The organism is Balneicella halophila (assembly GCF_003096835.1).
Classification (GTDB): domain Bacteria; phylum Bacteroidota; class Bacteroidia; order Bacteroidales; family Balneicellaceae; genus Balneicella; species Balneicella halophila.
In genome coordinates this window covers 368,115-381,098 of record NZ_QENZ01000004.1, presented here as the reverse complement: position 1 = coordinate 381,098, position 12,984 = coordinate 368,115, and the positions used below count along the sequence as shown (strand labels likewise).

Below are 12,984 nucleotides of genomic sequence, written 5' to 3'. Positions count from 1 at the left end.
AACTAATAACTATTTTCCCTACTCCCAGCTATTGTAGCGAACGATTTCTTCAGTCGCTTTTCGCTTCTTCTCAGACGTCTTATCTTTATCACTGTATCCAAGTGAAATCATAGCAATAGGTTCCCAATTTGACGCTACCGGAACAACTTCAAGCAAAGCCTCAGGAACAAAATGACAAACCCAGCAAGTTCCTAATCCAAGTTCAGCTGCCATCAGTGTCATATGATCCACAGCAATTGCAACATCAACATCACAATGATTTTTTCCATCATAATCACGTACCCAAGCTTCTTCTCTATTACCATATGCAATAATCACTGCCGGAGCTTTATGAAACCATGCTCTTTTATATGCTGTACCAACCTTTTCAAGTAGTTCAGGCTCATCAATTACCATAAACCGCCAAGGCTGTTTGTTGCAAGCTGAAGGGGCTAAACGCCCAGCCTCAACAATCTTTTCAATTAAATCCCTGCTAACTTTTTTAGGACTATAATTTCTTACAGAATGACGTTTATGTATTAAATCTTTAAAATCCATAGCTATTCCTTTCAAATTCATCTACTGCAAATATAATTAACCTGTTACACATTGTAAGGAACAGTCCCAATTATTCTAGAAAAAGACAAAACCCTCTTATATCATTTCCTCTTCTTATTAAATATTCGTAGTTTTGTTTGAATTTAGCAAAAAAACCTACTTATGACAAATAATGAGTTATCCTTTGAAGATTTTAAGAAAGAGGTCATTGCAGATTATAGACTTGCAGTACTGAGCCGTAAATTAAGTTTGCACGGCAGACGAGAAGTGCTTAACGGACGCGCCAAATTTGGTATCTTGGGTGATGGTAAGGAAGTGGCACAAATTGCTTTGGCTAAAACATTCCAAAAAGGTGATTGGCGTTCCGGATATTATAGAGATCAAACGATGATGCTCGCTGTTGGATTGCTAACTCCAAAAGAATTCTTCGCACAACTCTACGGAACCACAAATCTCAAAGAAAATCCAACTCATGGTGGCCGTTTAATGAATAACCACTTTGGTTCCAGAAATTTAGATAAAGATGGAAATCCAACTGACCATATGGCGCAACGTAATAGTGTAACAGATATTTCCCCCACTGCTGGACAGATGCCTCGCTCATTAGGTTTGAGCTATGCTTCAAAATTATACAGAAACAATAAAGATATACAACACAAAACTACATACTCTAACAAAGGAAATGAAGTTACTTTTACTACCATAGGTGATTCCAGTACTTCAGAAGGTCATTTTTGGGAAACGCTGAATGCAGCTGGTGTTTTACAAGTACCGCTTGCAGTATCCATTTGGGATGATGGCTATGGTATTTCAGTTCCTAAAAAATTACAAACCATAAAAGGGAGTATTTCGGAAACCCTGCAAGGTTTTGAAAAAACGAATGACAAGTCCGGATTTCTTATCTATAAAGCAAAAGGCTGGGATTATCCGACACTTTGTAAAATCTATGCAGAGGGAGTCAAAAAATGTCGAGAAGAACATGTCCCTGTACTTTTCCATATTGAGGATATGACACAACCGCAAGGACACTCTACTTCTGGTTCACACGAAAGGTATAAAAACAAAGAACGCTTAGAATGGGAAAAAGAATTTGACCCAATTGAAAAAATGAAAGCTTGGATGTTAGAAAAAAACATCTTCACAGAAGAACAAGCAGACAAATTAGACAAGGAAGTTGAAGAAGAAGTAAAACAAGCAAAAAAAGTAGCCTATGAAGAAAGCCAAGCTCCCATCCTAAAAGCCAAAGAAACATTTCTATCTTTATTTAATAACATTAAAAACCCACTGCCTATAATTCAAGAACAGGCGGAATATATTCGGACAAAGAAACAAATTTCAAGAGGAGATGTGGCAACTGCATTGAGCATGACTATAAGGTATTTTCTTCCTTCTGAAGAATCTCAGAAAGAAATAAGGAAAGGAATGATTGTCTATTTAAAAGAGCTAAATAACAAAGGCAAACAATATTTCAACACAAATTTATATAGCGAGAGTAAGAAGAATCCACTTAACTTCCCTTCTGTTCCAAAAAAATATGCAGAAGGTGCAAAAACAAAACCCGGACGAGAAATTCTACGAAATAATTTCGATAAATTATTTGAGAAATATCCTGAATTGGTAACTTTTGGTGAAGATACCGGTTTTATTGGTGGAGTGAATCAGAGTTTACAAGGATTGCAAGAAAAATATGGAGACTTGAGAGTTACTGACACAGGAATTCGTGAAGCTACAATTATTGGACAAGGCATCGGTCTGGCAATAAGAGGTTTAAAACCCATTGCTGAGATTCAGTATTTTGACTACTTAATGTATGGTTTGCAAACAATCAGTGATGATTTGGCTACCTTATTTTACAGAACTGTCGGTGGACAAGCAGCACCGCTGATTATTCGCACCCGAGGACATCGTTTAGAAGGCGTTTGGCATTCCGGTTCATTTTTGAGTATGGTGGTAAACTCTATCAGAGGGGTTTACGTTTGCGTACCAAGAAATATGACACAAGCCGCAGGTTTTTACAATACCTTATTGCAGGGAGACAATCCTGCTTTAGTTATTGAGCCCTTAAATGCTTACCGTAAACACGAGCGTGAGCCGGAAAACTTAGGCGAATTTATGACACCTGTTGGCATTCCTGAAATTTTAGAAGAAGGAGAAGATATTACTATCGTTACCTACGGTGCTTGTGTCGCAGTGGCTCAGGAAGCCGTCAAGCAACTTTATGACTTTGATATTTCAGCAGAGTTGATTGACGTGCAAACGCTACTGCCTTTTGATACTCATGGCATTATCAAAAAATCCATAAAAAAGACAGGAAAAGTATTGTTTTTGGACGAAGACGTACCCTATGGAACCACTGCCTATATGATGACAAAAGTGTTAGAAGAACAATGTGCGGCAAAATATCTAAAAACGGATGCTCGTATGCTTTCAGCTAAAGCACATCGACCAGCTTACGGTAGTGACGGAGACTTTTTCTCGAAGCCGAATACGATACACGTTTTTAATGCTGCCTATGAAGTGATGCATACCTACGCCCCTGAGTTGTACCCCAAATTGTATGAGGAAAAGTAGAAAAAAGAAAGAGGCTTAGTCCTCTTTTTTTATGCTTCCAAAGTTCAAGTATTTTCAAATAAAAAATGCCAGTAAAGAAAAACAATCCTATTTTTACAAAAACTTTCAAGATTTATGAAAAAAAGCATAGAGCAACATACGTTCATTTATTTACTGGCAGTGCATTTGTTTGTTGTACTACTTCGTTGTCTTTGGGTTCTCTACGGAAATATTGATTTGCATACAGAAGAGGCACAATACTGGACTTGGTCACAACACCTCGATTGGTCGTATTACTCCAAACCTCCGATGGTTGCTGTGCTCAATTATCTTTCTGAAAGCCTTTTTGGTCATTCTGAATTCAGCGTACGTATCAATGCTATTATTTTCGGTTTTCTTACGAGTATCGTTACCTATCTTTTCACGAAAGAGTTATTTAAGGATAAATTCACTGCATTTGTTGCATCAGTTTTAGTATATGCCATGCCTTTCTTTCAAGGTGCTGCTCTGTTTTTCTCTACTGATTCTCCATTGCTATTCTTTGCTATATGGGCAATGTATTTAGGCTGGATGTCAATTACTTATGACAAATGGAAATATTGGATACTTTTTGCAACAGCTATGGGCTTAGGCTATCTTTCGAAATATGCCATGCTTTTTTTCATTCCCAGTATTATCCTGTATCTATTTTTAACTGATAGAAAGATATTAAGCAATAAAAAGCTGTACATTTCACTTTTGATTTCCTTTGTATTTTTCTTGCCTGTTGTTATTTGGAATATTAAATATGATTTTATCGGGTTTAAACACTTAGCACACCTATCTGGCGCTGTTGAGCACCAACCCAATCCAATTTCACGAAGGTTATCAAAATTATTGGAATATGTGAGTGGGCAATTGGCTATCATTTCTCCACTGTTTTTAGTCTATTATTTCAATGCTTTCAAAAAAAACAAGCTTGATAAAAAGGCAATGTATCTTTGGTTACCGGCACTCCTCTCATTTTTGATGTTTTTAATTACTGCCTTAACAAAACGTTCAGGTGCTAATGTAAACTGGACAATGTTTGCCTATGTTGGTTTACCGATTTTGTTGGCACATTATATCGTGCAAGCGAAGAAGATAAAACCAGCTAGCATTTTATTCTGCATTACTATAGGTTTATTTTTATTAGCTACGAATATGCGTTTTATGGATTCTGTAGGCTTAGGAAACATATTTCCCGTAAAAATAGACCCTCTTAAAAAAATGGTGGGCTGGCAAGAAGTGGCTAGTAGTATCGACAGTTTAGAAAACACGCTTGATACTGAAAGGGTGTTTATTGCTACAGACAGCTACCACATCACTTCTGAATTACGATTCTACAATTATCCAAAAACAAAATATTTTTATGCGAACAGAGGCAATCGAATGACGCAGTTTAGCCTTTGGGACGGTATTGAGCAGTATGAGAATAAAAACTACACAGGGATTTTTGTAACGAAGGAGAATTTATCGAATAAAGAGTTTAAAATACAACCGGAGCGAGCTCTCCCTGAAGATATTGCTAAGGCATTTGATAAGAACTACACCTATCATACACATATTACTTATTATCGTGGCAAACCGGTTACACAGTTTCATATCTATGTATTAGAAGATTTTAAAAAGCTACCCACAATTACGGTAAATTATTAGTTATAACTATTTTTGCATAAATGGATGCTATAGAATTTAACAAAAAACTGCGTCTCAGTATTTTTATCCCTTTACTGCTCACATTAACTATGTGGTTTGTGAAGGTTTACGAATGGCTGTTCGATGATTCTCTGGTTTCTTTTGGAATTATGCCCAGAAAAGTCGAGCACCTATATGGCATTTTATTTTCACCAATTATCCATAGTGATTGGTCTCATTTATGGGCGAATACTATTCCCTTTTTTGTACTTTCTACCTCCTTGTTTTTCTTTTATCGAACCATTGCTACCAAGACATTTCTTATTATGTATATTGGTTCCGGATTTTTACTGTGGTGCATTGGCAGAGAATCTTACCATATTGGGATGAGCGGTATTATCTATGCATTGGCAACATTTTTAATGGTAAGCGGACTCATTAAGAAAAACTACCGATTGACTGCCTTGGCACTTATCGTAGTCTTTCTTTACGGGAGTTTATTCTGGGGACTCTTCCCTATCGAAAAGCAAGTCTCATGGGAAGGACACATTAGCGGAGCTTTAATCGGGTTGGTTTTAGCAGTTATTTTCAAAAACAAAGGTCCTCAACCACCTGTCATCTTGTCTGAAGATGATGAAGATGACGAGACAATACCTGAGGAAATTTGGAATGCAGAGAATATTCAAAAAGAAAATCCCGAGGATACTACTCCAACAAATCAGGACGCAACTTTTTAGTACGCTCCAAGGCTTGTTGCTCTTGCCATTTACTTACTGCCTCATGGTCACCGCCGAGCAAAACCTCTGGCACTTTCCATCCTTTGTATTCAGCCGGTCGTGTGTAAATAGGATGCGAAAGCAAATCATCTTGAAAGGAATCTGATAATGCCGAACATTCGTCAGAAATGGCTCCAGGAAGCAGACGGATAATGCTGTCTGTTATCACTGCGGCGGCGAGCTCCCCTCCCGTCATCACAAAATCCCCAATAGAAATTTCCATCGTTATCAAATGTTCTCGTATCCGATGATCTATTCCTTTGTAGTGTCCGCAAAGAATGATAATATTCCCTGATAGCGAAAGCGTATTTGCCAATTTTTGATTAAAGACCTTACCATCAGGACTTGTATAAATAACGTGATCATAGTCTCGCTGACTCTTCAGATAAGTAATCGCACGATCTATCGGCTCTACGCTCATTACCATCCCTCCTTCTCCTCCATAAGGATAATCGTCCACTTTTCGGTGTTTATTTAACGTATAGTCACGCAAATCATGAACATAAAGCTCAGCAATTCCCTTATCCTGTGCACGCTTTAGTATTGAGTTATTAAAAAAGCTGTCTAACAAGTTAGGGACAGCAGAAAGTATATCAATTCTCATCGTCTTTTTCTATTATAATATGCTCCACATTATCTTTTCTCTGTCGCAGTAGTGGTTTTATCTCTCCAAAACGTTTTTGAAAATCCTTTTGGCAGAAATTACGAACTGTATAAAGCGTAACATCTTCAATAAAGTTCACATTATAGTTTTCTTCTAAAATATCGATACATTTCCGAATATCTCCCAATCTGTCGTCAATACATAGTGATAACGATATTGCAGAATTATGCATCAAGTTCACTTTCATTTGGGTTTCACACAGGATTTTGAAAATATCACTTATATCATTTTCTACAATAAAAGAAAACTCTTTAGAAGCTACTTTTAGCAACTGCTGATGTTGTTTCAAAATATAGCACGGCACATCAGGCACCAAATCTGCTCCCGCACTGACTTCTGTTCCCGACTCAGTGGGAGATATAAAAGAACGTACTTTTAGCGGAATTCCTTTCCGATGTAAAGGCTGAATGGTTTTAGGATGGATAATTGATGCACCATAATAGGCTAACTCTATCGCTTCATTAAAAGAAACATGCTCTAGCAGAACAGTATCTTGAAAATGCCGAGGGTCAGCATTTAGCACACCGATTACATCTTTCCATATTGTTAATTCATTAGCATCTAAACAATAGGCAAAAATACCGGCAGTATAGTCAGAACCTTCCCTGCCTAAAGTAGTTGTGTAACCGAGTTCGTTTCCTGCAATAAATCCCTGAGTGATAAAAAACGTTTCTCTACCTGCTAACTTTTTGATATTTTCACAAGTTTTTGACCAATTTACCGTAGCATCACGATAGGTACCATCAGTTACAATATACTCTGTAGCTGATAACAACGTATTATCAAAACCCTCATCTGCTAAATAACTTGCAATCAATTCTGCAGTAATGAGTTCTCCATAAGAAACCACTTGGTCGTACAGAAAATTATACGGCTTGTCTTTATATTCAATGAGCTTACTCTCCATCTCTGTAAACAAACTATCTATTTTATCATAGATAATCGAATTTGCAGGAAACAACTCAGAAGCTACAGCAGTAAATTCTGACTTTAACTTTTCGAGAGCTGAATTATAATCTTCATCATGAAGAAAACACCTTAAAATATGCTCTATTTTATTGGTCGTCTTCCCCATTGCAGAAACAATTAAAACCAATCCTTCAGTCCCTTCTTTTTCAAGAATAGCCTTAAGATTGATGATACGTGCTGCACTGTTTATGGAAGCGCCTCCAAATTTGAATACTTTCATACTAATCTGCGAAGATACGAAAAAGCTATCCTTTTTCCTTTTTCTTGCGGTATTCGTACAACTGCATCGTGTTGATTACGTTATGCCATATACTATAAAAACCACCAACCAGTGAGGTGATAGGACTGAAAAACGTATATCCCATCCAAATTGCCAATACGGTATTTTTTTGTCCTAAAGATTGACCTGCCGCAACCTTATCATGGTAATTAAATCCCACTTTTCTGCCTAAGTAAAATTGCAAAACACAACAAACCAACGATACTACGACTAGCCATAATTGAGTAGATATCGGCACCTTAGTATGTACAATGCTTCTCGTCGTTATTGCCATAGCTAAAGCCAATGCCACCGCCCATAAGTAAAAAGCGACTTCTTGATTTCGGTAAAATAAAAGATGTAATTTGGGGAACAAATATCGAACTAAAAAAGCGAGCAGCAATGGAAAAAGAAGCAACGGAAACACTTTTCCCAAGATAAGCGTAGCAGAAGTAAATAAGCTCATAGAACTCTCAGGATGAATCAAAGGTACGAAGGCTGGAATTAATATCGCAGTAACTAGATTAATCAATATCGTGTAGGTAGTAATGTGGGTAACGTTTCCACCCAGTTTCTTCGTAATTACTGCCCCTGCTGTAGCCGTAGGACATATCAAACAAATCATAGCACCTTCTATGAGAACACCATGATTGCCCAGTGGCAGCAACAAAAATAGACCTGCAAGTAGAGAAAATGATAAGGCTTGAAAAAGCAATAACCACAAATGCCAACGACAAAAGCGAAGCCTTTTAGGATTTACTTTGCAAAACGTAAGAAACAGCATCGAAAAAATAAGAATAGGCTGTGTAATTTTTATGGCATTGTAAGCAAACTCATGAGTACCGTCTAAAAACGGAATATTCACATAGATAAAATAACCGAAAACACCTGCAAGAATGGCAATAATCAGCGTCCAATTTCTTAAAAAATTAATAATCTTCATGTTGCAAATTCTCCTTAGCACTACAAAAGTAAGGTATTTGAAACAGAACGAATCATTTGTGTTGAGAAACTATTTTTATGATTTAGTAGCGGTACGTTTTCCGTTATTAGCATACACTTTCCCGCTTTCCGTTCCTATCTTTTTTCCCTTTTCGCACCAATCCTCCCACAAAAAGGATATACACTACAATCGGGGCTAATTTGCTTAGTTTATCAGTATCTAGTTTACAATATTTTTGTCCTTCTGAGCAAAGCGAAGAAACTCACGCAACCATTGTCATGTAATGAAAAATTAACAATGAAAAAGTAAAAATTATCCGTTGAAATTATCACGTAGTGCAGGACAGACCTTGGAAGCGTTGATATTACAACCAAAAAGATAACGATATATGGAAATTTATTAACTTTGGCTTTAATAAACGAGTAGAGTGCCATGCAAAAATAAGCCATTAGTAAAAACGAAATTTGTATGAGACTTAAGAGCTATTTTTTGCCTACGCTTGACCGAAAACTGAACAAAAAAATGTAAATTAGTCTTCTTATAACTTTTTCATCTTTGTATGCCTATAATACTTAACCAAAATCCTGAACAAATAGCTCGTGATAAAATAGACGAAATGCTACGAGAAGCTGGATGGTTAGTTCAGTCCAAAATCAAAGTTGACTTATCTGCTGGAAAAGGTGTTGCAGTACGTGAATATCAAACCGAGGTTGGACCTGCTGACTATGTGCTTTTCGTAAACCGAAAACCAGTCGGAATTATAGAAGCGAAACGTGAAGACGAGGGACACAGACTTACTGTAGTTGAAGAACAATCTTCAAACTATGCAAACGCAAAACTGAAATATCTAAATAACGACCCTTTACCTTTTGTTTACGAAAGTACAGGAACGATTACACGATTTACCGATTATAGAGACCCCAAACCCAGAGGTAGAAATGTCTTTAGTTTTCACCAACCGAAAACCATTACAGAATGGTTAAGAACGGATAAGAGTCTTCGAGAAAGATTGTTATCTATTCCAACGTTAGATGAAACAGGACTACGTCCTGCTCAAATTGTTGCGATTAATAATTTGGAGCATTCTTTTAAAAAGAACCGACCAAAAGCATTAATTCAAATGGCTACTGGTGCAGGTAAGACCTTTACGGCTGCTACATTTATTTATCGTTTATTAAAACACGCAGATGCAAGACGTGTGTTGTTTTTGGTAGATACAAAAAACTTGGGAGAACAAGCCGAACAAGAGTTTATGACGTTTCAGCCTAATGATGACAACCGAAAGTTTACCGAATTATATAACGTTCAACGCTTAACATCTAGCTATATAGCAAATGATAGCCAAGTGTGTATTTCAACAATACAACGCCTTTATTCTATTTTAAAAGGAGAAGAGTTAGACGAAAGTGCAGAGCTCGATAATCCAAATGAAAACTCTTGGTTACAGAACAAAATGGCCAAAAATAAAGCTATTCCTGTTGAATACACTGCAGAAGTACCTATTGAACAATTTGATTTTATTGTTATTGATGAGTGCCACCGTTCTATTTACAATCTTTGGAAACAAGTTTTGGACTATTTCGATGCGTTTTTAATTGGATTAACGGCAACGCCAGATAAAAGAACTATAGGTTTTTTTGAAGAAAATATGGTTAGTGAATATACCTATGAACAATCTGTAATAGATGGAGTAAATGTTCCTTATAATGTTTATCATATTGAAACAGAAATTTCTAAAAATGGGGCTGTTGTAGAGTCTGGATGGTGGATTGATAGGAGAGATAAATTAACCCGAGCGGAACGTAGAAATTTAGAAGATGAAGATACAGCGTATTTTAAGAACGATTTAGACAAAAAAGTAGTCAATCCAAGTCAAATCCGTAACATCATTCGTGAATATAAACGTGCTTTAAAAACTACTATTTATCCAAATCGTATTGACGAAAATGGCGAATACGAAGTACCAAAAACATTAGTATTTGCAAAAACAGATAGCCACGCAGACGATATTATAAAAATCATTCGGAAAGAATTTGACGAAGGAAATGACTTTTGTAAAAAAGTAACCTATAAAATTGAGGAAGACCCAAAATCGGTATTGAATCGTTTTAGAAATTCGTATTATCCACGAATTGCAGTTACAGTTGATATGATTGCAACAGGCACAGACGTAAAACCTTTAGAGGTTTTACTGTTTATGCGAGATGTAAAAAGCATCAACTATTTTGAGCAAATGAAAGGTCGTGGAACACGAACTATAAATAGCGATTCTTTGCAATTAGTAACGAAAACGGCAAAAAATAAAACACATTTTGTTATTGTAGATGCAGTTGGAGCCACCAAATCTAAAAAAACAGACAGCAGACCATTAGAGCGCAAACCTTCTGTGCCAATGAAAGATTTATTGGGAGCAGTAACAATGGGAGTTGCAGACGAAGATTTGTTTTTGTCTTTAGCAAACCGTTTAATTCGTTTAGAAAAGCAAATCACAGAAAAGGAAAAAGAAAAGTTATTGGAATTTTCAGGAGGTAAAAACCTAAAGCAAATTACCAAAGAATTAATTACAGCCTACGACCAAGATGCTATTGAGCAAAAAGCACAAAAAGAAATCGATAAAATCCCTACACAAGAGCAAACACCTCTGCTCATTGAGGAAACCAAAAAGAAAGCGCAAGAACAGCTGATTTTAGAAGCGAGTAAAACTTTTAATGGCGAACTCAACGGATATTTAGAAAACGTGCGTAAACAACACGAACAAATTATTGATAGCGTAAACATAGATACGGTTACAAAAAGCGAATGGGAAACTACTTCTGTAGACAAAGCACAACAAATAGTCAAAGATTTTAGTGAGTATTTAGAAGCAAACAAAGACGAGATTAAGGCCTTAAGTATTTTTTATAACCAACCTTATAACCGCAGAAACATTACGTTTAAAATGATAAAAGAAGTGATGGAAAAACTGCAATTAGAAAAACCACTATTAGCACCAGATTATGTTTGGGATGCTTACACACAATTAGAAGAAGTAAAAAGCCAACAACCCAAAGATGAATTAACGGCATTGGTGTCTTTAATACGAAGAGTCTGTGGAATAGACAACGAGCTAAAAGCCTTTGATAAAACCATAGACGAAAACTTTAAAAACTGGATGTTTAAACAAAACGCAGGGCAACACAACCGTTTTACCACAGAACAAGTAGAATGGCTCAGAATGATAAAAGACCACGTAGTGAGCAGTTACCATATAGAGATAGACGATTTAGACTATACACCTTTTGATGCCAAAGGCGGAAAAGGGAAAATGCACCAATTATTTGGTAACCAAATGAATGACATTATTAACGAACTCAATGAAGTACTAGCAGCATAATGAGAGAAGATTGGGGCGAAATTGAATTAGGTGAATTATGTAAATTTTCACAAGGAGTACAAGTACCGAAAGGAAAACAATATACTGAGGACAATGAAAATAGAGTTCGATTTTTAAGAATTATTGATTTTACTCAAGGAAAAGATGAACCGCGTTATATTGATAAACCAAATGATATAAATATTGTTGCTAAAGATGATATCTCAATGGTACGATATGGTACTGTAGGTTTTGTTTGCACAGGTATTGAAGGAGCAATAGCAAACAATTTATTCAGAATAATTCCCAATATTGATATTGACAAAAAGTTTTTAATCAATTTTCTAAATTCTGTAACATTTAAAAGTCAAATTAACGCGAAAGGAGCAACAATGCAAGCGTTAAGTTTTGGTTTAATCAAACCTATTAAAGTTACGTTACCACCTGTAGTCGAACAAAAAGCCATTGTCAAAAAAATAGAAGAACTATTTAGCAGTTTAGACAGCGGAATTTCAGACCTAAAAAAAGCACAAGACCAATTGGTTATTTATAGACAAGCGGTTTTAAAAAAGGCGTTTGAGGGAGAATTGACATCAAGTAAAATGGAGCCTAAACAATTAGAACCTTTTACAAAATTAATCACCAAAGGTGCTTCACCAAAATGGCAAGGTTTTGACTATATCAATGATAAAAATGAATTACTCTTTATAACAAGTGAAAATGTTCGTGAGGGTTTTGTTTCTCTTGAAAAAGAGAAATATTTACCAAAAGGATTTAACAATGTTCAAAAGCGCTCAATATTAAAAATTGGTGATGTTTTATTAAACATTGTTGGAGCTTCAATTGGAAGAGCTGCAATTTTTGAATTAGAAAAATTATCTAATATCAATCAAGCTGTTTGTTTAATCAGACTTAAAGACGAAGAACTTTTAAAAAAATATTTGTGCTATTATTTAAATTCTGAAACAGCAAAACAAGATTATTTAAACAAACAAGTTGACGTAGCTCGTGCTAATTTGAGTTTAACTAATGTAAAAGAATTAGAAATTCCTTTCTGTTCACCCAAAGAACAATATAAAATTATTTAAGAAATAGAAAGTCGTTTATCGGTTTGTGATAAAGTAGAAAAAGATATTGAAAACAGTTTAGAAAAAGCCCAAGCTTTACGCCAAAGTATTCTTAAAAAAGCATTTGAAGGTAAACTGTTAAGCGAAGAAGAAATTGCCGCTTGTAAGCAACATAAAGATTATGAACCTGCTTCGGTTTTATTAGAAAAAA

Annotated in this window: 9 protein-coding genes; 5 read left to right on the top strand and 4 right to left on the bottom strand. The window is 35.9% G+C overall.

Translation table 11 applies throughout. From position 1 onward, the window contains the following. Nucleotides 1-18: 18 nt before the first annotated feature. Nucleotides 19-558 carry a nitroreductase family protein gene (locus tag C7377_RS06670; RefSeq protein ID WP_116496557.1) on the bottom strand — a complete coding sequence of 180 codons (540 nt, stop codon included), beginning with the start codon at nucleotides 556-558 and terminating at the stop codon, nucleotides 19-21. A gap of 141 nt (nucleotides 559-699) precedes the next feature. Here C7377_RS06670 and C7377_RS06665 point away from each other — a divergent pair, with 141 nt between their 5' ends. The 3 genes from C7377_RS06665 to C7377_RS06655 all read left to right on the top strand — a co-directional run bounded on the left by C7377_RS06665 (nucleotide 700) and on the right by C7377_RS06655 (nucleotide 5,480). Further along, nucleotides 700-3,108, top strand: a complete 2,409-nt coding sequence (locus C7377_RS06665; protein WP_116496556.1) for an alpha-ketoacid dehydrogenase subunit alpha/beta — start codon at nucleotides 700-702, stop codon at nucleotides 3,106-3,108. Between the two features lie 114 nt (nucleotides 3,109-3,222). Beyond that, complete coding sequence (locus tag C7377_RS06660) at nucleotides 3,223-4,764, top strand: ArnT family glycosyltransferase (protein ID WP_116496555.1); 1,542 nt, start codon at nucleotides 3,223-3,225, stop codon at nucleotides 4,762-4,764. A gap of 20 nt (nucleotides 4,765-4,784) precedes the next feature. After that, the gene (locus tag C7377_RS06655; protein WP_116496554.1) at nucleotides 4,785-5,480 is read left to right on the top strand and encodes a rhomboid family intramembrane serine protease; all 696 of its coding nucleotides are present in this window, start codon (nucleotides 4,785-4,787) and stop codon (nucleotides 5,478-5,480) included. On the opposite strand, the gene trmD is transcribed toward C7377_RS06655, so the two are convergent. From trmD to C7377_RS06640, 3 genes are read right to left on the bottom strand one after another with little or no spacing between them, the layout of a single operon-like run. Continuing rightward, the gene (trmD, locus tag C7377_RS06650; RefSeq protein WP_116496553.1) at nucleotides 5,449-6,123 is read right to left on the bottom strand and encodes a tRNA (guanosine(37)-N1)-methyltransferase TrmD; all 675 of its coding nucleotides are present in this window, start codon (nucleotides 6,121-6,123) and stop codon (nucleotides 5,449-5,451) included. The two genes, C7377_RS06655 and trmD, sit on opposite strands and share 32 nt — an antisense overlap. Continuing rightward, nucleotides 6,113-7,372: an aspartate kinase gene (locus C7377_RS06645; RefSeq protein WP_116496552.1), complete on the bottom strand. Its 1,260-nt coding sequence runs from the start codon at nucleotides 7,370-7,372 to the stop codon at nucleotides 6,113-6,115. Before C7377_RS06645 ends, trmD begins: the two co-directional genes overlap by 11 nt. A 25-nt stretch (nucleotides 7,373-7,397) precedes the next feature. Further along, a complete protein-coding gene (locus tag C7377_RS06640) occupies nucleotides 7,398-8,354 on the bottom strand; it encodes a transporter (protein ID WP_116496551.1) in 957 nt (318 codons plus the stop codon). Nucleotides 8,355-8,913: 559 nt separating this feature from the next. Between C7377_RS06640 and C7377_RS06635 the strand changes: the two genes are divergently transcribed. Further along, nucleotides 8,914-11,727 carry a type I restriction endonuclease subunit R gene (locus tag C7377_RS06635; protein WP_116496550.1) on the top strand — a complete coding sequence of 938 codons (2,814 nt, stop codon included), beginning with the start codon at nucleotides 8,914-8,916 and terminating at the stop codon, nucleotides 11,725-11,727. Further along, nucleotides 11,727-12,794, top strand: coding sequence for a restriction endonuclease subunit S (locus C7377_RS06630; RefSeq protein ID WP_116496549.1), 1,068 nt, complete (start codon nucleotides 11,727-11,729; stop codon nucleotides 12,792-12,794). The genes C7377_RS06635 and C7377_RS06630 overlap by 1 nt, the downstream gene beginning before the upstream one ends. The last annotated feature ends 190 nt before the right edge of the window (nucleotides 12,795-12,984 follow it).